The sequence below is a fragment of the Micromonospora sp. M51 genome, from assembly GCF_018070305.1.
GTDB lineage: Bacteria > Actinomycetota > Actinomycetes > Mycobacteriales > Micromonosporaceae > Micromonospora > Micromonospora parva.
Window position 1 is genome coordinate 18,329 of record NZ_JAGPXZ010000001.1, and the last position, 19,422, is coordinate 37,750.

21 protein-coding genes and 1 pseudogene are annotated in these 19,422 nt (G+C 66.8%); 10 read left to right on the forward strand and 12 right to left on the reverse strand.

Annotated features, from left to right (window positions below; all coding sequences use genetic code 11):
• Nucleotides 1-76: 76 nt before the first annotated feature.
• The 3 genes from KBX53_RS00065 to KBX53_RS37245 form a co-directional block, all read right to left on the reverse strand.
• Nucleotides 77-568 (reverse strand): hypothetical protein, encoded by a 492-nt coding sequence (locus KBX53_RS00065; RefSeq protein WP_210857363.1) that lies wholly within the window; start codon nt 566-568, stop codon nt 77-79.
• Between the two features lie 222 nt (nt 569-790).
• Nucleotides 791-1,648 carry an META domain-containing protein gene (locus KBX53_RS00070; RefSeq protein ID WP_210857364.1) on the reverse strand — a complete coding sequence of 286 codons (858 nt, stop codon included), beginning with the start codon at nt 1,646-1,648 and terminating at the stop codon, nt 791-793.
• A gap of 1,162 nt (nt 1,649-2,810) precedes the next feature.
• A complete protein-coding gene (locus KBX53_RS37245; protein ID WP_081883944.1) occupies nt 2,811-3,020 on the reverse strand; it encodes a DUF397 domain-containing protein in 210 nt (69 codons plus the stop codon).
• A gap of 351 nt (nt 3,021-3,371) precedes the next feature.
• Between KBX53_RS37245 and KBX53_RS00080 the strand changes: the two genes are divergently transcribed.
• Nucleotides 3,372-4,250 carry a DUF5753 domain-containing protein gene (locus tag KBX53_RS00080; protein ID WP_309140675.1) on the forward strand — a complete coding sequence of 293 codons (879 nt, stop codon included), beginning with the start codon at nt 3,372-3,374 and terminating at the stop codon, nt 4,248-4,250.
• On the opposite strand, the gene KBX53_RS00085 is transcribed toward KBX53_RS00080, so the two are convergent.
• Nucleotides 4,247-4,636, reverse strand: coding sequence for a hypothetical protein (locus KBX53_RS00085; RefSeq protein WP_210857365.1), 390 nt, complete (start codon nt 4,634-4,636; stop codon nt 4,247-4,249). The two genes, KBX53_RS00080 and KBX53_RS00085, sit on opposite strands and share 4 nt — an antisense overlap.
• A 598-nt stretch (nt 4,637-5,234) precedes the next feature.
• Between KBX53_RS00085 and KBX53_RS00090 the strand changes: the two genes are divergently transcribed.
• The gene (locus tag KBX53_RS00090; RefSeq protein WP_210857393.1) at nt 5,235-5,900 is read left to right on the forward strand and encodes an HNH endonuclease family protein; all 666 of its coding nucleotides are present in this window, start codon (nt 5,235-5,237) and stop codon (nt 5,898-5,900) included.
• A 679-nt stretch (nt 5,901-6,579) separates the two neighbouring features.
• Here the strand turns inward: KBX53_RS00090 and KBX53_RS00095 are convergent.
• Entirely contained in the window at nt 6,580-6,837 is a 258-nt protein-coding gene (locus tag KBX53_RS00095) for a transcriptional regulator (protein ID WP_210857366.1), read from the reverse strand.
• 65 nt (nt 6,838-6,902) lie between these two features.
• Here KBX53_RS00095 and KBX53_RS00100 point away from each other — a divergent pair, with 65 nt between their 5' ends.
• A complete protein-coding gene (locus KBX53_RS00100) occupies nt 6,903-7,532 on the forward strand; it encodes a hypothetical protein (protein ID WP_309140676.1) in 630 nt (209 codons plus the stop codon).
• 12 nt (nt 7,533-7,544) lie between these two features.
• Here the strand turns inward: KBX53_RS00100 and KBX53_RS00105 are convergent, their stop codons facing one another.
• Genes KBX53_RS00105 through KBX53_RS00115 form a run of 3 tightly spaced genes read right to left on the reverse strand, consistent with a single transcriptional unit; the run spans nt 7,545 to nt 9,319 of the window.
• A complete protein-coding gene (locus KBX53_RS00105) occupies nt 7,545-8,294 on the reverse strand; it encodes a hypothetical protein (RefSeq protein ID WP_210857367.1) in 750 nt (249 codons plus the stop codon).
• Between the two features lie 41 nt (nt 8,295-8,335).
• The gene (locus tag KBX53_RS00110) at nt 8,336-8,653 is read right to left on the reverse strand and encodes a hypothetical protein (RefSeq protein ID WP_210857368.1); all 318 of its coding nucleotides are present in this window, start codon (nt 8,651-8,653) and stop codon (nt 8,336-8,338) included.
• A gap of 9 nt (nt 8,654-8,662) precedes the next feature.
• Nucleotides 8,663-9,319 carry a hypothetical protein gene (locus KBX53_RS00115; RefSeq protein ID WP_210857369.1) on the reverse strand — a complete coding sequence of 219 codons (657 nt, stop codon included), beginning with the start codon at nt 9,317-9,319 and terminating at the stop codon, nt 8,663-8,665.
• A gap of 75 nt (nt 9,320-9,394) precedes the next feature.
• Here KBX53_RS00115 and KBX53_RS00120 point away from each other — a divergent pair, with 75 nt between their 5' ends.
• Both KBX53_RS00120 and KBX53_RS00125 read left to right on the forward strand, forming a co-directional pair.
• Nucleotides 9,395-10,552 carry a hypothetical protein gene (locus KBX53_RS00120; RefSeq protein WP_210857370.1) on the forward strand — a complete coding sequence of 386 codons (1,158 nt, stop codon included), beginning with the start codon at nt 9,395-9,397 and terminating at the stop codon, nt 10,550-10,552.
• A 600-nt stretch (nt 10,553-11,152) separates the two neighbouring features.
• Nucleotides 11,153-11,227 (forward strand): annotated as a pseudogene (locus tag KBX53_RS00125) (IS5/IS1182 family transposase); the annotation flags it as partial.
• Between the two features lie 148 nt (nt 11,228-11,375).
• Here KBX53_RS00125 and KBX53_RS00130 read toward each other — a convergent pair.
• Nucleotides 11,376-11,846, reverse strand: a complete 471-nt coding sequence (locus KBX53_RS00130; RefSeq protein WP_210857371.1) for a hypothetical protein — start codon at nt 11,844-11,846, stop codon at nt 11,376-11,378.
• A gap of 249 nt (nt 11,847-12,095) precedes the next feature.
• On the opposite strand from KBX53_RS00130, the gene KBX53_RS00135 reads away from it, so the two are divergent.
• Both KBX53_RS00135 and KBX53_RS00140 read left to right on the forward strand, forming a co-directional pair.
• Complete coding sequence (locus KBX53_RS00135; protein ID WP_210857372.1) at nt 12,096-13,262, forward strand: CdaR family transcriptional regulator; 1,167 nt, start codon at nt 12,096-12,098, stop codon at nt 13,260-13,262.
• A 178-nt stretch (nt 13,263-13,440) separates the two neighbouring features.
• On the forward strand, nt 13,441-13,833 hold the full coding sequence (locus tag KBX53_RS00140; RefSeq protein ID WP_210857373.1) for a hypothetical protein: 393 nt from the start codon (nt 13,441-13,443) through the stop codon (nt 13,831-13,833).
• Here the strand turns inward: KBX53_RS00140 and KBX53_RS00145 are convergent.
• Both KBX53_RS00145 and KBX53_RS00150 read right to left on the reverse strand, forming a co-directional pair.
• Complete coding sequence (locus tag KBX53_RS00145; RefSeq protein WP_210857374.1) at nt 13,787-14,635, reverse strand: ATP-grasp domain-containing protein; 849 nt, start codon at nt 14,633-14,635, stop codon at nt 13,787-13,789. The genes KBX53_RS00140 and KBX53_RS00145 overlap by 47 nt on opposite strands.
• Nucleotides 14,636-14,794: 159 nt before the next feature.
• Complete coding sequence (locus KBX53_RS00150) at nt 14,795-15,328, reverse strand: hypothetical protein (RefSeq protein ID WP_210857375.1); 534 nt, start codon at nt 15,326-15,328, stop codon at nt 14,795-14,797.
• Between the two features lie 406 nt (nt 15,329-15,734).
• On the opposite strand from KBX53_RS00150, the gene KBX53_RS00155 reads away from it, so the two are divergent.
• Nucleotides 15,735-16,427 carry a DUF6766 family protein gene (locus KBX53_RS00155; protein ID WP_210857376.1) on the forward strand — a complete coding sequence of 231 codons (693 nt, stop codon included), beginning with the start codon at nt 15,735-15,737 and terminating at the stop codon, nt 16,425-16,427.
• Between the two features lie 143 nt (nt 16,428-16,570).
• Entirely contained in the window at nt 16,571-17,227 is a 657-nt protein-coding gene (locus KBX53_RS00160; protein WP_309140677.1) for a DUF1345 domain-containing protein, read from the forward strand.
• A gap of 65 nt (nt 17,228-17,292) precedes the next feature.
• On the opposite strand, the gene KBX53_RS00165 is transcribed toward KBX53_RS00160, so the two are convergent.
• A complete protein-coding gene (locus tag KBX53_RS00165; RefSeq protein WP_210857378.1) occupies nt 17,293-18,141 on the reverse strand; it encodes a hypothetical protein in 849 nt (282 codons plus the stop codon).
• Nucleotides 18,142-18,281: 140 nt separating this feature from the next.
• Here KBX53_RS00165 and KBX53_RS00170 point away from each other — a divergent pair, with 140 nt between their 5' ends.
• On the forward strand, nt 18,282-19,373 hold the full coding sequence (locus KBX53_RS00170; protein ID WP_247674884.1) for an IS701 family transposase: 1,092 nt from the start codon (nt 18,282-18,284) through the stop codon (nt 19,371-19,373).
• Nucleotides 19,374-19,422: the final 49 nt, after the last annotated feature.

Consider the following 19,422-nt stretch of genomic DNA (forward strand, 5'->3'; position numbering starts at 1 on the left):
CTCCTCGCCGCCGCTACTGATCGTTCACGCAGTTGCTGGCGACTCTGCGGCCAAAAGCCGCGCACCATAATGACCCTTATGGACGTTGCTGGTCGGGCTGGTTTGCCCGATCCGGTTTACCGACGAGGCGATGTAGCGAAGCGGCCGACGGCGAAAGCTCCCGCCGAGCGGCGTTGACGAACTCAAGGCGCCGCAACTCAACCTCATCGCGCAACTGACACCAACCGACCTCGTCGACGTTCTCCCGGATGCCAGTGCCGATGCTCCAGAAGGCCGCGTCTAACTTGAGGGCCGCTTCTACGATGCTCGGAGGTCCCACCAACTGCACCCGAGCGAGAGCTGCGTTCCATCCCGCCCAGTCGACGCGCTCAAGCTCTTTGGACCGCCAACGCACGAGCCCCATGTAGGTCGTGGCCTGCTCCTGTAACAGGGCTGCAGAGGTATCGGTTAGTACCGAGCGGGACCAAGCTCGACTCTGGCTGCGATTGCTCATCCAGCCGCCGGCAGCCACACCCAGCAGCGTCACGAGAACGCCGGTAGCAGTGGATAACCCCATTTCCCAATTCACGGGACCTCCGTCTCATCGCAGTGGCCACCCCCGATGGTGTCAGCTACCTACAACGAGGCCGAGCGACGCTGAGGCCGTGACGACCGCGTGGTCGGCGCCGTCGGGTCTGCCGCTATGCCGCTACGCCCTGCCCGCCGCCGGAGCAGGTGGTCCAGGCGCGGTGAATCGGCACCATGGCAAGCGGCCCGTGAAGCTGTCGTAACGGCGGTTGCGGGGCGGCGTTCAGCTCGTGGGGGATAGCCGGGCTGTCTCGTCTCCGCGTGCGTTGAATAGCACGAGTGCCGTGCCGTCGAGACCGGCTCGTCTGGCCGTCGTGACCCATTGTTCGATCGGCACGCTGTCAGCGCAGAACGCCAATGTGATTGCTCTCGCGGTTGCGAGCAGGGTGCCGCCTGCGGCGGTGATCCACCGACCGCTCTGGTCGTTGCAGCCGTCGGATCCGTGCCACTCGCCGTCCGCCGTTAACTCCAGGTAGGCCGCGCTGTGTCCGCTCTTGGGCACCCAACGGCCTATCGGCTGGCGCTGATCGGCGGGAACGAGCATCGTCGGTAGTGCTACTGCTGGTGCCAGGGCACGTCGCGCTTCGTCGGTGACCACCGGGGGCTCCAGCACGGAGTCGGCCTTGTCGGGCTCGGGGGGCGGTGTCGCCCCGGGAATCAGGCGGGCGACCGCTTGCCCACGTCCGTCCAGGAGTACGGGCAACCCCGCCCCGTCGGACTGGTAGGCGGTCACGCTCCGCAGCCACCCGGGTGTCTCTTGACTAGCCTTCTCGCAGCCAGGGGTGCTTTCGACGACGACCGCGGAAGCCGACCAGACGTCGGCGAGGAACACACCTTCATCGTTGGCCCGCCAGGACCCGCCCAGGGTGCCGCAGTGGCTGCCGATCAGGTGCAGATCACCGGCTGCGAGGCGCAGGATCGTGCCCGCGCCGGGGTCGGCAACGTCAACGAGCGTCCAGGAGCCGATCAGCAGTTCCGGCGCCATCGACATTGCGGCCCCGGTGGTGCCCGTGACCGACGGCTTTGGGTCTGCTGCCTCCGGATGGCCCTGCCTCGCGCATCCGGTGAGCAGAACGCCCATCACGACCAACGTCGCGAGGCGCTCCTGACGCGTCTTTTGGCTTCTCATCCTGCGGTCTCCTGGCTCCTCCAGGCACCGTCGGGCCGGAGCTGGGCGGCACTCGACGCACGACAGTTGCACTTCGGTCAACGGCTGTTAGGAGCGTTGGATGCGCCCGCGATCTCGTCGAGGCGCGACCCTCCACGCAGGATGCCCGTCGAATGACAGCCATGCGGCGCCGACGCGCTTACCTAAAGGAATGCCGCCGCACAGAATGCTGTTTTTGCCGCGAGTGGTGGGAGACGAAGCCGGTCACCTACAAGTCGTCGGAGACGGCCAGAGGGACTTCGGTCGACGCATGAGCGGACCTTCACCTCTACTTGTCGGCATCAAGAACGCGGTCGGGTGCGGCCCCGACTTGCCCGCACCGAAGGATGCCGAAGCCAGCACGCCGCTGGCGGCTTCAAACGAACCTTGCGGTGACCTCGTCTAGCGCACGGCAGTGTCGAGCACGACACCTGGCATCCACACAGGGGTACGTGTCGCTCGGAAAACGAGGTCGCCCGTGTATCGGGGATAGGCGTCCGAAGAATCGTTGGCTAGCAGCCCGCGAGTGTCGGCGGGCTGGTCTCGGCGGCCGTCTCTCAGGTCGCCGGGGCAGCCGCGCAATCGAGAAAGCCGTCCTTGTGTAGGCCGCCTTTCATCACACACTCTGTTCTTGATGATCAGGGCGGGTGGCCGCCCCTGACGCCGAGTAGACGGGTTCCACCGTTTCGGGCGAGATTTTGGCATCTATGCAAGCTTCCTCCAAGGAGGAACACCTTTTCGGTATCGGCATGTGTGAAGCGCCTGTACTAATGGGAAGAATGCGCGGGCGAGCTGTCAACCCGTCGATTGCGTGGAGGAGGCGCCTGAGTGGGCGAGGTGCTTCGGGCTCGCCGTGTCGCCTGTACCCACCGCTCGGGGTTTCGTAGAGTCCCACCAGCAGGCCGCGACAGGGTGCGCTGGTGTGCCTTGGCTTCCCGGGCCCACTACCGATACGCAGCAGGTGCAGGCTGGGAAGGCAGGTGCAGCACGGTGGTGCCACCCGAGCTCCAGCGCGGCAGGTGTCGGCTTCCCGACAAATTGCCGAGGCTGAAAGGTATTCATGGCGTCGGTCGTGACGAATGTCGGCCTTAGTCGGTTACGTGTTCGGCAGTTGAAGCGTGTTGCTTCCTAGGGCGTGGAGGAATTTTCGCCAGGCATCGTTTGAGAACGAAAGGAGCGTGTGGGCGGCGGCCGAGTTGCACACCTCAACCGTCGTGGAGTAACGAGATACGTCGACGCAGTGATCGTTCTGGCATTTGGAGCTGCGACGGGTCCAGATGGGGTGGGAGTTACGATCTTCTTCCATTTTCCGATTCTCCTTGAGTTGACGTTTTGTTTCGGCGGTTTCGACGAATGGAAGCGCGGTACTGATGACGGTTCATGCAGAAATCGCCTTTGCTTGCGTGCCGAGCCGAGCCTCGGACGCGAGGAGAGCTTTACGGACCGTCTCCGGTTGTGTCGCGCTATGTAAGTACGGTAGCAGGGCCATGACCAGTTCGGCCATGAATGTCTGGCTCTTTCACCCGACTCGGTGTCCGAAGGGCTGGTCTGATAGCTTATTTCCCTCAGCGGCAAGCCGACAGCCAAAAGAGAATTGCTCTAGGCAAGTTTCCTCATTCATTTTGCCTTTTGCAGTTGCCGACTGGAGGGCGTAGACGTGACGACGGGCGGGCAAGGGCCTACCACGAATCGACGGCGCCTGCGCCTCGTGCTTCGCCAACTGCGCCTCGACCGCAGGCTTTCGCTTGAGGACGTGCGCCAAGAGATGGACTGGTCGCTGTCAAAGGTGACACGGATCGAGAACGGCTCGGTCAGCATCTCCGTCAACGACCTGCGGGCCCTGCTTGACTTCTACCAGGTGCGCAACGCTGATCAAGTGCGCGACCTGCTCGATTTAGCAAGGTTGGCACGCCGGCGTCACTGGGCCGCAGAGTATCGAGACTTCGTGTCCCCGTCCTATATGGACTTTTTGGGCTACGAGGACGACTCGTGGCGCATCAGCCAATACCACCCCTTCCTTGTGCCGGGCTTGCTTCAGACGGAGCGTTACGCCCGGCTGGTGGTGACCACAGGACCGCAATACCGCGTCGACAATCGGGCGGCAGACGCTCGGGCGCAGTTGCGCATGGCACGTCAGAGGCGTGTCTTCGCCCAGTCGAGGCGATGTGAGGTACGGATCGTCCTCGACGAACGAGCCCTCAAGTCCGTGGAGAACACCGACCTCATGCTCGAACAGATCGAACAGGTGCTGTCCCGACTGCCGGAGCTCGACCTCGTGGTTCTCCGCCGGGACACGGCCGCCAACTCCGTCCTTGTCGGCCCGTTCTCCCTGCATGAGTTCGAGTCAGAGGTAGATCCAGACGTGGTCTACCTCGACAACCTGCCGGACGACGTCGCACTCGTCGAGGACCACGCGGTGGTCGCCGGCTATAAGAGCTCCTTCGAGGATCTGTACCGCCAGGCGGCGGCGGGCGACGACGCTCGGCGCCTACTCGAGACCATTGGTGCCTCTCTGCGGGAGCAGGCACCCGCCTAGCTTTCCCGAGAGTGCCGCGGATTGGGTACGTCGACTCGCGAACCATCGATACCCGGGTCGCCCTGGTTGAGCCGCCTTGTGCCCAGCGCGGCGGATACGCGAATCTGCGTGACGAAGACGGGCTGGTGTGCCGCCAACCACTCGACCATGACGGCCAAGAGTCCTATCAGACCAGCCACTTTCAGATCGTCGACTTGCGTGCCGACAAACACCGCCACGGCCACGACGGTGCCCAGTGACCCACGCCGTCCGCGGGCGCCGACCGAGTAGGTGGGCCACCCGGCCGAACCGACTCCGTCCGACTCAGCGACGGTCACGACCTGTGGCGAAGGCGCGAGGTCCACAACCAGCTCGTGGCCCGCCGCCACTTCCTGTGAACGCACCATGAGTGCGCTCCTCCTATGTCTATAAGGGGTAGCAAGACGCGGTATGCACTTGCCGTCCGCAACTCCCAACCTGCCCTGGGCGATCAGACGTATGCAATTTACGCCGCCGGGACCGTGGAGAGGCCGCGACACGCGGAGTGTTGCTCCCGTTGCCGCCGGTGATCTTGAGGGCCGCCCGAGTCCCCCTTGCCGGGCCGCCGGTTCCCATCGGCCTGCTGGTAGCCCTCGCTCACCCCCAAGCGAGCAGTTCGACCGATGCCGCTGTCGACCATGCGAGCACACGCTGCCGGGAGGCATCAGTTCTGCTGGTCGGGCCGGTGCCGGCAACGGCCCGCAGAAGGCCTCCAGCCAAGTAGGAGTGCACCCCTACCGCCGTTCGAAAGGTCCACAAACGTCGATCGCAGTCGCGCCGAGACCTTCAACAGCCAGCGAGCTCCGCCACGAGTCTGCCGGCAGAGAGTGTCGATGGGTGCCTTCAATGGGCGAGGTCTCAGCTCTGAGACCTTCGTGGCCGGTTCGCCACCCCTTCACAAGTGAGCCCATTGATGGACATGATGGTCAGGGACGGTTGCCATCCACCAACGTCGAGGAGGCCGCCATGCCGATATCCCAAGCCCCTGCTGATTTTCCGCGCGCCGTGCGCTACGTCGCCGCAGCCGTCCTTGCTGCCGCCGGTCTGGTCGGTGTTAACGCGCAGTCGGCGTCGGCCACACCTCCCGGAATCCCCTCTAAGGCGACGGCGCAGTCACAGCTCAACGCCCTGACCGTGGCAACCCAAGGCTCGACCAGCGGCTACTCGCGCGACCTGTTCCCGCACTGGATCACCATCAGCGGAAGCTGCAACACCCGCGAACAGGTCCTCAAACGCGACGGCACCTCCGTCGTCGTCGACAGCGCCTGCGCGGCCACATCAGGCCGCTGGTACAGCCCGTACGACGGCGCCACCTGGACGGCCGCCTCCGACGTCGACATCGACCACGTCGTCCCCCTCGCCGAGGCATGGCGCTCCGGCGCCAACTCGTGGACGACCAGCCGCCGGCAGAGCTTCGCCAACGACCTCACCCGCCCGCAGCTGATTGCCGTGACGGACAACGTCAACCAGTCCAAGGGCGACCAGGACCCCTCGACCTGGCAGCCGCCCCTGTCGTCGTACCGGTGCACCTACAGCAAAATGTGGATCACCGTGAAGTACAACTGGAGCCTCACCCTGCAGACGTCAGAGAAGTCTGCCCTGCAGAGCATGCTCAACACCTGCGCCTCCTGACCACGATGCCCGGCTTGCGGTTCGCACCCCTTCGGGGTCGCAGACCGCAAGCCGGACGCTACGCCTGCTGAGGCGGCGGGCGGGCTGCTTGCGCCACTGGCCGCCCGCGCCGGCGGCGAGAAGGCGCTTGACCATAGCGAGGGCCTCGTCCTCGGTGTCGAACTCCCACCGCAGTGCCGGGCCGCTTTCGCTATCTCCGGCGCTGGCGGTGACCTTTCACCTGACCTGGCGGGTCAACCACACATCCCGGCGGCCCAGACGCCCCCAAATCCCGCTCCACCAGCGCCCCGCCACGTCCGCCACCAGCGCATCGTACGAACGTCCGACTCGCCCTCCTCAGCGACGTCATCGCGCGGCTGCTGTCCGTGCCATTCCGTGGGCGCGATGAGCTGCGCGTGCAGTTGCCGTTCGCCAGTGTCGAGGGCCGGTGCGGGTGCGGCTGTGTGACCGTCAACCTTGCTGTGGACCGTGCCGCAACGCCGGCTCCGGTGTTGTCTGGTGCACCAGTGTCGGCTGACATCAGCGGCGACGGTTCTCCGCCGGCATCGTGCTACTCGTCGATGGTGAGGGCTATCTGTGCTGGCTGGAGGTCTACTCCATCGGTGACGAACCTGTTCGACGGCTCCCGCCCGTCGAACAGGTCAACGCCCGTCTGCAGGGGCAAGCGTCGGTCTCATCGTCACCGTCGCCGCAGGAAGGCGTAGACGATCTTGTTGGAGGCGAATTCCGAGATGTTGACGAGGTCCCAGCCGAACTGGCCGAGGACCTCGGCGGCAGCAACCGCTTCGCTGACCTTCTCGCCGCTGACGCCGTGATGGGAGACCACCGCCAAGAGGCGATAGGGGTACGTACGAAGATCGGCTTGGCCCTGCAGGACCGCGCGGGCGGTGACCATGCGGGTCCGGGCGATGTGCTCCGGGGACTCTGCGGCGGTCATACCCGGCACCATAGTGGCTCGTCGCTCGGGCAGTCTGCCAGCTCCGCAGCCGGTATGTTCGAGACGTGTCTGCGCTGGCCGATGTTTCTCGTCTTGTCGTGGCGCTCGTTGCGGTGCTCGCCACTGCCGCCTGCGACGGTGCCTCGGCCCCGGTGAATGCGCCGACCGCCGGGCCGGCCACGAGCAGCACTGCCTCCACCGCGCCCACCGCCTCGGCCGGCCCCATCTATCGCGCTCAGGATCTGGAGCTGTGCAAGCGTACTGATCTACGGCCGTTGGCGGAACTGTCCCTGACAGTGACCCGCACCGATCCGAAGCCGCCGCTGGGGCAGCCGGGTGCGGCGTGTCTGTTCGAGATGCGGACGAAGGACGGGCATCAGGCGAATCTGCGGGTGGAGGCGGCCACGCCAGTCAGCGAGCAGGAGGCTCGGCTACTCTACCGGGCCACGGCGCAGGTGACGGTGATGACTCCAGCCGGCGCCATCAGCGGCGTGGGCGACGAGGCCGAAGCCTTCACCAGGCGCTCCGAGCCCGGCTTCAAGTACGCCGAGTACATGGTCCGCGCGCGCACGGGCAACCTGGTGGTGAAGGTCTGGCTGGCCGTCGGCGGTGCCTCATACGCCGCCACCGAAACACTCGCGTCAAAGGCGCTGACGTTGCTCAAGGCGACCCAGGCGGCCGTACCCGCGGTGTGATGCGCCCGTCGGTCATCCGCGGACCGCCTCGGGCCACCGCCCACCGGGTAGCTTCGAGTGGTCGCCGACCTGCGTGGCGATGTCCCGGACGTTGCCCACCGCGTCGACGAAACGCTGGCCGATGGTGAGCAGAACGTCCAGGCCGGCGGCGACCAGCTCTCCGACCGACTCGGCGAGGGTGGAGATGGCCCACGGTAGGTCGATGACCGTTCCCCCTTCACCGGCTGCCTGCACCAGTTTGCCGACCAGGCCCGTGACGATCTTCGCGAGTTCGACGGCGTAGTCGACGTTCGCCTTGGCAATCGTGAACAGCCACTGGCTGATGAACTCCGACTTGACGACGGACTCGTCGACCGCGGCCTTCTGCTTGAGAGCCTTGGCGTTGTAGGCACTCGCGGCGTCGCCGGTCCACTTGGGCAGGTTCTCGTTAGCGGGGTCGGTGGTGGCGGAGGACAGCTCGGAGACCGGGGTCTTCACGTCGTTGACCCAGCGGAAGCTGACCTCGATCAGCGAGAGCACCGGCAGTTGATGCTCCAGGGCCTGCTCGACGCGGTCGAGGACGGCCTTCAGTGCCGTTTTGGTGCTCTCCAAGCTGTGCTTGATCCACAAGAGTGCTGCCGGTCCGAGGAGCCACTTCCACTGCTGTACCTGCTCGACGATCTCGTTGAACGTGGCGATCGCCGTGTCGATGCCGGCGCGGATGTGGTCGAACGCCTTGTTGAACGGTTCCCCGTACTCGAGATCAGCGGTGCCTGGCTGCATGGGGTGCTCCGTGTCCTCTCCGAACGTCGCGCGGTGGGTCGCTAGGCCTTGTAGATCTTGTTGAGGTCCAGTGAGACGACCTCGTCGGCCCGGTCGTACTCGTCGGCAATGTGCCGCAGGGCCTTGCCCACCTGTTCGAATTCGGTCACCGCCCCGTTCAGGACGCCGATCATGAAGGTGTGGAAGTCGTTGTATGCCAGCCAGTGGATGACGACGTTCGCGTCACCGATGAAGAAGGCCGACGGGTCGAGGTGGAGCTGTTCCGCGGCGACCTTGATGGCGGCGATCCGGTCCGACAGCGTCAGCCATTTACTTCCTTCATCGCGGAGCGAGTCGGTGATGACGTTCAGGTCAGCCATGTCACTGCCTCACGATCCAGTCCGTCGGGAGCGGGCCAGGGCGAACGCGCGGAAGAGGGAGCGGGCTTCGAACTGCAGCTGACCCGTGTCGACTCGTGCGATTCGCCGGACGTCGCCCGTGATGCCGGTGATGCCGCCTCCGCGGACGCGCAAGGTCAGGCAGCCGGTGGGGCTCGACATGCTCGACTCATCTGTCCGCGTCGTGAGGCGAGCGGCAACGTTCAAATCGGCGTCGAGGTCGTCGAGCGTCCGCCAGGTGTCGCGCAGCCAGGTGTGCTCGTCAACGTCCCGATAGGGTCTCGTGCCGAGCGGCTCCCGTTCCGGCGCGGCAGGACCTCGCTGCTCCGTCTGCAGATGAAGGAGAGCCGGCAGTTCGAGGGCAGCCTGCACGGCGGCGCTGTATGCCTCGAAGAGTGCATCGGCGAAGCCGCTGGGGCCGAGCTGGTTGCGCCAGTCGCGAGCGACCGTGACATCAGTGACCTCTCGTCGGGTGTCGACCATGACCCGGACGGAGCCGGAGCGGTCCGTTCCGGAGCACTCCTCGGGTCGAAGGTCACGTCCCGTTTCGCGTAGCGCACGATCGGCTTGCTCGCGTAAGACGGACTCGTCGCCCAGGAAGTCCAGACTCGCCAGTTCGAGCCGCTCATGCCTGCTGCCCTGCTGCATTCGCCCCCGGCTTCCTGCTCGGTCAACGCCCTCCGTGATGCGCCCGCCACGGCGAGGTAGGACCACGGTACGTGAATGACCAAGATCCGGGGACCCCCGGCGCTGGGCGGGACGTCGCTGTGGAGCGGCTCCGCGCCGCCGTCGGACCCGCCATCGAGTCAAGAACTGGAAGATCCTCAAGACCGGCTACCACCGGAAGATACGTCACATGTCTGGCTAGTTGATCTTTTGGACAATGGCACGGCTTGCGCCCGTCTGCGACGATGGGCAGCCGTGACCCGATCTCGCAGGCGACCGAAGCCGTTTCGTCGCGCCAGCCTGATCCCGTTCCTGATCGTCGTAGCCCTCGCCGCGGTCGCGGGGTACGGCAGTTGGTACGTGTACGACACGGCGCGCCCTGGTTCCGGGCCAGCAAAACAGAGCTACATCCGGGTCGTCGCCCCGGAGGGCGTGTCCAAGGTCGAGGTGACGTTGTTGGTCATGCCGTCACTGGACCATAGCTTTTTCACCGGCGTCTCCTACGCTCTGACCGTCATCGTCGATTCGGCGCGGGAGCTCGTCGACCGAAGCGTCACCGTCGAGGTCTCGCCGGAAAGTGCGATCGTCTGGGACGGTCCGCTTGCCGATGTACTGACTGGCCTCAACGGCTTTCAGACCTTGACGACCGCGCCGATGACAAAGGTCTTGGCCCGGGGCGAGGGTCACCGCTACGCGACTCGTCTCTTCGGTGACACGGACTTGCCGGTCTACTTCCAGCGCGGCGAGCGTACGTTCGTCCGGACGCCGCAGCTGCTGATACCCCAAGTGCGCTTTGCTGGGCCTCCGATTGTTCTGACGCTCGACGACTTCGGCAACGTACTCAAGGCGAACGGCGGTCCGGTCGAGCGGCCCGAACTCGCGTACCGGATCGAGATCCTCGGGGCGCCGCCGGAGGGCGCCCGTGAGGAGTACGCCAGCCCGCCAAGGGACAACCCGCTGGCTCTGTCCTGGACGATGGACCAGGACTTCACGGCGACGCTGGCACCCAGCGTGACGTACGTGGACGACAACAAGGCGGCCGACATCGAGAACCGGATGTTCGCGGCCGGTGTGGGTGCCGGCGTTAGCGCGTCGCTGATTCTGTGGATCGTCGAGTTCGGGCCGTGGCGGGCGCTGGCCGCAGCGGCCGGGCGGGTGCGGTCGCGGCGGCGCTGGCGGCGGGCGATGGCGCAGGCCCGACGGCCACGGCGATGAGGCGGGGACGGGTCGCGAGGGCGTTAGTAAAGGCGGAATCCGGTCGGTAAAGCTTGGATGATGGCTCCCAGGTGATATTGGATCCTGGAGGATTGGTCATTCCAGGGCGGCGAGGCCAGCGCACGGGCTCCCACCAACGCCCGAAGCCGGGAGACCAATCCATGCGGCGTACCGAGTCGGCTAGCTGACCCGTTCTGGCGTGGTCGGGAACCGAGCGGCAGGGTGCGCGGACGGCCGTGAACTTTAAGCCCCCTGCTCGCCAACTGCCGCCTGGAGATCCGCTCGGACGTGTTTGGGGCCGGCTGGCGGGGAGACCTCGACGGACGACGAGTTGTGGGAGCTCAACCGGATGCGGTAGACCCTGGCTGGCCGGCTCGGCCACGAGCGGTTCGCCACGCTGTCGTTCGATGGCCGTGTTCAGGTGGTCGCGGGGATCAATGGACGGAGCGCTGCGATGATGGCGACAGGCTGAGGTGGCGGTTGTCCGGCGACGTTCCGCGGCCGGCGACCCGGTGCACTATGCGCTGAAGGGTGCGCCGGTGCCGCGGCAGCGTAACCCGTCGGCTACTACGACACCGTGTCCACCCGGTTCTTTAGGGCATCGGTCGATCCCGCGTCGGGCCGAGCACGAAGATCCACCTCGCGGTCGACGGACGCGGCCGACCGTTGTCGGTCCCTGCGGCGCGATGACCTGGTCGGTCAACTGGGACGTGACGAGCGGCAACCGCTTCGCCAACACGGTCGGCCCGCACCTGGACGCGCTGCCCTGAGACCGGCGCCGCCGGCACGGATCCCGCAACGGGATCCGTGCCGGGTGGGCCGATCAGATGAACGCGAGCGAGCTGAAGAACGCCGGGTAGCAGTCGACATAGATGTCGTAGACGCCGGGCGGCACGTGCACGGGGCCCAGGGTGGCCCCGTTGGAGCACCGGGCGCTGACTGCGGTCGTCGGCTGGCCGGTGAGGGTGCAGCCCTGGAACACGATCAGCCACGGGTCGATGTACTGCCCGGCGTACGGGCAGGAGCCCGACATCACCGAGAAACCGCCGCCCTTCGCCGGTGAGGCGGCGGCCGCCGTCGACGTCGTGACGCTCAACGTGCCGGCGGAGCTCGCCGATGCCCGCTCGGCTCCGATGGCGGCGACAGCCGCGTCGCCGCTCGGCGCGGGTGCCGCGACCGCCGCGGACGGTGCGGTCATGAACGCGGCGAGCATCGCCGTCGCGGCCAACAGCAGACTGGATGCGCGGAGAATGCCGGATCGTGCTCCGGCGGAGGGCCGATTACGCCATGTCATGACCAGAACCACCTCTCGAGTGCTGTGCGATCTGCGGATACCGGGGCGCGTACCTGGTCGCGTCCGACCCGGCCGGGCCGTCGTCTGACGTCCATGGCGAAGCGTTCCAGGGTGCCGGTGGCCGGGTCTTCGTGACATTGCGAGAACTGGGCCGCCGGCGTACCCCGGTTCTTGCGAATGTCCGCAAGGCTGTCCGGTGCGCGTCAACCGGCCGGTGTGGCCGGAGCGCATCGATTACCGTTGATTGGCATGGGCGGTCTGTTCAGCCTGTGGCGGCAGCGAGTGGCCGACAACGCCCGCCGGGCGGTGGACGCCTACCAGGAGGAGCTGCTGGAATACCGCAACCTCGCGGCCATGCCGCGGGTGCGGTCGGAGATGCTCGATTTCGCGGTCTTCCTCCGTCAGCGCACGGTCGACCTCGCGGCGGACAGCGCGCCGTTCCACGTGCAGGATCTGGACCTGATGGCCGCGATGGGCCGCCAGCGCGGCGAGAAGGGACTCACCCTGACCGCGCAGCGGCAGGTGCTGCTCGTGCACACCCGGCTGACGTTGCGCGAGGTGTACGAGGCGGCCGGCCCGAACGACATCGCCGCGACGATGCACACGCTCGCCTGGCTGGCTCCCGCGGGACTGGCCGCTCAGGGCGCGTACACCCGGGGCTGGATCGAGGGGCAGCGGCGCACGCTGGCGACCGTCGCCCAGGTGCGGCTGCTGACGGTGATGCTGCTGGCCGGCGACGACAGCGCGACCGACCTGGCGCGCGGTCTGCACATGCCGGTCCCCGAGCACGTCGTCGCGACGGTGGTCCGGGTGGCCGGCGGGTCGCCCGGGCCGGACCAGGCGGCGCGGGACGAGTTCGCCGGCGCGCTGCTGAAGACGCACTGGATGCCGCTGAGCTGGCCGGAGCCGCACGAGGTGGTCGCGCTGATCCCCAGCTCGCCGGGCGGCCGGCAGCCGGCGCTCGAGCGCGGGCTCGCGCTGGCCCGCGACGTGGCCTCGATGACCGGCCGGCCGTGCGCGGCCGGCACCGCGCCTGGGCGGGTGCGCGCGTTCGGCGACGCCGTGGCGCTGGCCCGGCAGGTCAGCGAGGTCGCACCGGTGCGGGCCGTGCCGCGCCACGCGTACACGGTCACCGACGTCTTCGCCGAGCTGGGCGCCGCCCGGCTGGCGGAGGTCGGGCAGTGGCTTCAGGTGGTGGCGGCGCAACTCGACGCAGGCCCCGACCTGGTCGCCACGCTGGACGCCTACTACCAGCACGACATGAACCGGCTCGACACCGCGGCCGCGCTGTGCATCCACCCGCGCACGCTCGACTACCGGCTGACCCGGGTGCGCGACCTGACCGGGCTGGAGGCGGGCTCGACCCGCGGCGTACGCGTGCTGAGCACCGCCGTCGCCCGGATCCTCGCCGGCTAGATCAGCAGCCGGGTGAGCTGCATGTTCTTCATACTGATGTAGCTCAGCTTGTTACCGAAACCCATCGAAACCTGTAGCGAGCTGATCACGTCGGATGGGCCTGTGGGGCTTGCGAATGGGGTTTCGCCGGCTGAGTTGCAGGTCGCTCGACATCGACCTGGCCGACACGATGAAGGCCATGAGCACATCGCTGATGTACCTGCTGCTTCGCCAGGTTCTACAGATGTTGTCCCAGCTCGCCCGCGATGGTGGGGCCGAGGACGTGGAAATCCTGGTGCTCCGGCATCAAGTGGGGCTGCTGCGCCGACAGGTGCACCGCCCAAATCTCCAACCCGCCGACCGGGTGGTGTTGGAGGTGTTGTCGCGGCTGCTGCCCTGCCCGCGCTGGTCGGCGTTCTTCGTCACCCCAGCGACATTGCTTCGGTGGCATCGGGAGTTGGTCGCCCGACGATGGACCTACCCGTATGCCCGGCCGGGCCGGCTGCCGGTCGACAACCGGGTCCGTGGGCTGGTGCTGCGTTTGTTCATTGGACGCCCGTACGTAGTGCAGCGACGAAGTCGTGGGGGCTGATGGTGGTGGGGCGGTCGCTGACCTGAGCATCGCCGAGTTCGATGACGCGCCAGATGCCGTCGTCGCGTTGGGCGAGGTCGACGGTGATGAAGGGCAGGTCGAGGGCGGCAACCAGCGGTGTGAGCGTGCTGAGGTCGAGGTTGGTGGGTGGGAGGTCGTTGGGGGTGTCGGGGTGCGCGCCGACGAGTGCGCAGGTGTCTGCGATCCACCAGGTGCGTACCTCGGCGGTGGTGAAGTGTTCGAAGGCGCGTAGGACGAGGCCGCCGGTGAAGTCGTCGGCGCGGAGTTCCAGGAAGCGGGCGGCGACTTGCCAGGCGGTGGTCGGGTCGGTGAGGTCGGGGATGTACGTGGCGTCGTGCCAGTGGTGTTTCATCGACTCGGTGTAGTCGCGCAGCACTGCGGCGCCGGTACCGAGCCGGATGCGTGCCTGGTCGAACACGGTCCGTTCCGCGCTGGTGGTCCAGGTGGAGGTTGGGGTGACCGGGGCGAGTTGGTGGTACCAGCCGGGAAGTTCGTGGGCGCGGCGGTATTGATCGCCGCTGGTGAGCAGGGTTACGCCACGAGCGGCGAGGGCGTCGGCGAAGGCCGCGTACTGGTCGCTGCGGAGCATCCACCCGCGGTAGACCGCGACGCCGCCGGCGGGTACGGCCGTGATCGCGCGGTGCGGGTCGTCGCGGGTTAGCGCGTCGTGGTCGATCACCGCGACGTCGATCCCGGCGGCACGGGCCGCGTGGGCTTCGGGCGCGAAGTGGTCGTCGGGCCTGCGTGGCCGTAGGGGGTTCGCAGGGACCAGCAACATCATCCGGGCATCGTGCCGGAGGGACGACCTCGCGCTCTACCTGATATGACGATCGGGCAGGTCATCCTGATGCTGCCCCGGGTGTCTGCCGATTCGTCGAAGGGGAGTGGTGTGTTGCTTTGATGGGGCGCAGTCGGTCGCGGGAAGCATGCCCTTGGGCAGCTATCCGGTTGGCGGGGCAAGGCCGTCATGGCGCCAGTCGGTGAACAGTTCGGCGAGTCTGGTCTTGGTCTGGTCGGTGAGGATCTTGGTGGCGTCTTCTCCGAGTGGGTTCAGGGCGTGTTGCCGTACTGCGGGGTGTTGTGCTGGTGCGGGGCAGATGAACACGGCGAGGATCCGTAGTGCACGCAAGGCTTCGTCTTGTGAGATGAGGTCGAGCAGCGGTGCGCCCGCGAACGCTGCGGCCTGGAATCCGTGCCATGCTTTGTCAACGATCAGACTGGCAACGGCTTCGGTGACGTGCGGTCGGTTGCCTTGTAGTGCCGAGCCCAGGATCAGGGCTTTGGCCTTGTTGGGGATGCTGTCGAAACCTCGTCGAGTCATCTCGATCGCGTGGACCAGCCCGATAAAGAGATCGCACCATCCGTGGTTGGTGAGGTCGCGCTTTACGCTGGTGGCGTCCGGGGTGGCGCGGTCGAGTTCGGTAGTGATCTCCCGCCAGGCTCCGCGCGTCATCTCTTCGGCAAGCGCTGTCACCTGCTCGGCGGGCGACGGGTAGGGCTCACCGTCTCCGTTCCTCCCATGAAGTGGTGGGCTCGGCAAGCCAATCCGCGATGTCCAGGCGAGCAAGGTCGGCGGTGATCTCCTGATTGCGGCGGCTCTGCTCAAGGCGCCGCGGACGGTGCCCCGCCCAGACCAAGTTGCCCTCGAAGTGCCCCCGTCTTCCGTGACGGATCAGGTGCGACTCGACGGCGACAGCGTCTTCCTTGCCGTCTTCCTCGGGGGGCTGGCGCGTGGTCGCCGCTGGGTGCACCGCTCGAGGCGACAAGCCATACGACTGCGTGCTGCAGGGTGGTTGAGTCATGCGCGCCCAATTCGTGCTGTTGCTGCTCGTGGTGGCGGTGGGTCTGGTCTACTTCTGCGCGCTGGGGGTGCTGCACCGGTGAAGAGATTCCTGTACGAGAACTCCCTCGGTCTGGTGTTCGGTCTACTGTTCCTCACCGCTCTGGTTGGCCAGGCGTTCGCCGGACATGCCGACTTCAACCAGCAGCAACTCAGCAAAGGCTTGCAACTGATATCGCTCGGCCGTTGCCTCGCGTCGGCGAGTTTCGCCGTCGACGTCACCGAGAACTGGCAATCGGAGTACCTGCAGTTTTTCCTCTACATCCTCCTGACCGTCTGGCTGCTGCAGAAGGGGTCACCGGAATCCGAAGAGCTCGACAAGGCAGGCCGCGAATCGGACGAGGAGCAGATGGTCGGCGCTCACGCTCCCGCCCCCGCGCCGATGTGGGCCCGGGTCGGTGGCCTACGACGGGCGCTGTTCTCCCGTTCGCTGGGTCTGGTTCTCGGCGCGATCTTCATGCTGTCGTGGTTGGCCCAGTCCATCACCGGGGTCGCCGCCTACAACGAGCATCGGCTCGGCAATCTCCAAGACCCGGTGTCCTGGGGTCGGTACCTCCTCCAGCCCGACTTCTGGAACCGCCCACTGGAGAACTGGCAGTCGGAGCTACTGGCCGTCTCCTCGATGGTCGTCCTGTCGATCTATCTGCGACATGGGGGGTCCTCGCAGTCCAAGCCGGTTGACGCGGCGCACACCTCCAACGGAGTGGACCGCCGAGCGCCGCAGCCCTCATAGCCGCGTCGCGAGGCTGAGCAGCTTCTGACGGTGATGGTCAGTCCGCCAGGAGTGCCTCCACGGTTCAGGCATATTGACAACCTGAACCGGTAATCCCGTCGGGTATGTTCCATATGATCCGTTCGAGCTGGAACGCTGAGCGGGTGGAGCAGCAATCGGGACGACCGGCGCGGGGACGGCTGCTGTCGGTCAGGCGTGCCCTGTGGTCGTTAGCCGTCGGTGTCGTCGCAGGGGCCGCCACCGCGCTGGTCGGGGCACCGGAGTTGACGCCGCTGGTGATGTGGACGATCGCGGCCGGCACCATCCTCGTCTGGGTGTGGCGGGCGTGCTGGTCGGCGAGCCCACGGCGTACCGAGCAGCTTGCCGAAGCCGAGCAGCAGTCCCGGTCCACCGATGCGGCGATCCTGATCGCGTCCGCCATCAGCCTCGCCGCTGTGGCCGAGGCGCTCATCCGCGCCTCGGACCAGCAGGACGTGGTGGCTGTCACGCTGGTGATCCTCAGCGTCATCGCGGTGGTCCTGGCGTGGGCGCTGGTGAATACGGTCTTCGCACTGAAATACGCCCGGCTGTACTACCGCCACGATGGCGGCATCGACTTCAAGCAAGAGGATCCACCGGCGTACGCCGACTTCGCGTACGTCGCCTTCACGGTGGGCATGTCCTACGCCCCGGGCGAGAACGAACCGACAAGCAACCGCGTGCGCCGGATCGCGCTCGGGCACGCGCTGCTCTCCTACACCTTCGGAACCGGCATCCTGGCCGTCGCGGTCAACCTGGTCACCAATCTGGGCCAGTCGTGACCCCCGGGCAGCGGGCAGTGGCGTGACTTGGTCAGTTGCTCTGCCACCACCACGGCGGACGTTGATCAGCTCGGCGGCTGTTGCCCCTGCGGTCCGGCCAGCCACGTCGTGACCTGCCTCAGCGGCTGGCTGCTGTTGACGATCTTCTTCATCCGTTGCCACGCGGCGTGGGCCGGAGACCCGCCCAGCACGCTGCCGAGACCCCCCATGCCACTACCAGCCACCGTCCCGCTGCTCTGCGCAAATTGCTGGGTGCTCTGTCCGAGCTGCTGGGTCGCCTGCCCGAGTTGTTGGCCGACCTGCTGGGTTGCCTGCTGCAGCGTCTGCGACAGCGGCCCATCGGGTCCCAGCGCCTCCTGCGCCGTCTGCCCAACCTGGTTCACGGCATTGTCCACCGTCTTCGCCAGTGACTCGATGATCTGGGGGTTCCGCTCGATTGTGCGGAGGGCGCTGTCGAGAATGCCCCGGAGCTCATCGAGCCGAACCTCGAGCATCGCCTCGGCCTCGACGCCCTTGATGTCGACCTTCACCGTGCCGAGATGCGCCTGAACGCCCACGTCCAGCTGAAGCAGGCTGCCCAGCCGTGCTCGCAGAGAGACAGAGGTGTCCAGATCGTCTACCTCGACGTAGATCTGCTCAACCTTGACCTGCGGGATCTGGAGGACGACGTCCGGGTCTGACATCGTCTTGCTGCTGCGCACACCAGCCGGCTGAGGAAGGCCGTGCGCACCACTCTCCCGGACGAGGGGATTTTCGCCGGGCTTCTCACCCGTCGGCCCGGTGCCGATACTGCGGCTCTCACCCGGCCTGGCGGATTCCGCGCCTTCCTCGGCGTCGCGTTGCCCGTCAACCCGCTCCCGCGGTTGCGCCGGCGACTCCCGTGCGCCCTTGTCCCGGCTCTCCGGTTCGGTCATCACGCACTCCTCGGGTCTCGCCTACCGTCCGAACCGGATTAGTACTGCAACGGCAGTAGGCGAATCGAGTTCGGCTCGCGTTCGTTGGTCTGCCTGTGACGGACGTTGATGTCGATCGTTGGCATGGGGAGTCGGACCGGTTGCATGCCCGGATCGGGCCTCGGTTTCGGCGATCGGAGCCGCGGCTGCGGGCGCGTCAGTACCTGTGTGGGCTGGTGTCGGGTCTGGGGCGGAAGAACGGCTGGACGCTGGCTGAGCAGGCTGGGGATGTGTCGCCGGACGGGATGCAGCGGTTGCTGCGGTGGGCGGACTGGGACGTCGACGCGGTCCGTGACGATGTGCGGGACTACGTCGTCGAGCACCTCGGCGATCCGAGCGGTGTGTTGATCGTCGACGACACCGGGTTCCTGAAGAAGGGCACCCGGTCGGCGGGGGTGCAGCGTCAGTATTCGGGCACCGCTGGTCGGACGGAGAACTGCCAGGTCGGGACGTTCCTGGCCTACCGATCGGCGAAGGGACACGCGCTGATCGACCGGCAGCTCTACCTGCCGGCGTCGTGGACCGATGACCGGGATCGGTGCCGGGCCGCGGGGATTCCGGACGAGGTGCAGTTCGCCACGAAGGTCCAGATGGCGCGGGAGATGCTGGCCCGGGCGTTGGATGCGGGGGTGCCGGTGGGGTGGGTGACGATGGACGAGGCTTACGGGCAGTCGAAATCCCTGCGTGTCTGGTTGGAACACCGGGATGTGGGTTATGTGGTCGCGACCCGCCGCAACGACGACATGATCACCACCAGCATGGGCGCCGCCCGCGCCGACCAACTCATCGCCGCGCTGCCGGCCCGGGCGTGGTGCCGGTTGTCCGCCGGCGCCGGGGCCCACGGACCGCGCGAGTACTGGTGGGCGCGGGTGCCCGTGCGGATCTGCTGGCAGCCCGGCCGAGGGCACTGGCTGCTCGCCCGTCGCAGCATGACGACCGGGGAGATCGCTTACTACGTCTGCTACGGACCCCGCCGCACCCGCCTGCTCGACCTGGCCCGCATCGCGGGGGCCCGGTGGGCGATCGAGGAGTGCTTCCAGCAGGCCAAGAACGAAGCCGGCCTCGACGAATACCAGGTCCGCGACTGGCGAGCCTGGTACGCCCACATCACCCTGTCCATGGCCGCCCACGCCTGGCTGTCCGTGGCCCGATCCCTCACCGCAAAGGGGGAACCAGCCTCGGTGACGACATGATGATCGGCTACACGGTACCGGAGATCCGAAGACTGCTCACCGCACTCGC